Source organism: Streptomyces virginiae, assembly GCF_000720455.1.
Lineage (GTDB): Bacteria > Actinomycetota > Actinomycetes > Streptomycetales > Streptomycetaceae > Streptomyces > Streptomyces virginiae.
In genome coordinates this window covers 1-330 of record NZ_JOAK01000106.1, presented here as the reverse complement: position 1 = coordinate 330, position 330 = coordinate 1, and the positions used below count along the sequence as shown (strand labels likewise).

Sequence of the window (330 nt, the reverse complement as noted above, 5' to 3'; positions counted from 1 at the left end):
TCCGCCAGGGCCTCCACCAGCGGAGCGGCGTCGGAGGAGGAACCACGGGCGAGGAAACCGATGTTCACCGGCCACGCGTCGAAGGCGTTGAAGGCGTGCTTCAGGGCCCACGGGGAGTTGACGCCGACGCCCCAGACGGGGCCGAACTCCTGGCCGATGACGGTGGTGACACCCGCGGCGAGGGAGGCCTCCATGATGCGCGGGGACAGCAGGTGGACGTGGGTGTCCACGGCGCCGGCGGTGGCGATCAGGCCCTCGCCGGAGACGATCGAGGTTCCGGTGCCGACGACGACGTCGACGCCGTCGAGGGTGTCGGGGTTGCCGGCCCGG

General features: G+C 72.1%; 1 protein-coding gene. It reads right to left on the bottom strand.

Features of this window, described 5'->3' with window-relative positions:
* Positions 1-330: amidohydrolase family protein (locus IG86_RS0138155; protein WP_030903243.1), on the bottom strand; the 330-nt coding region annotated here is incomplete at both ends.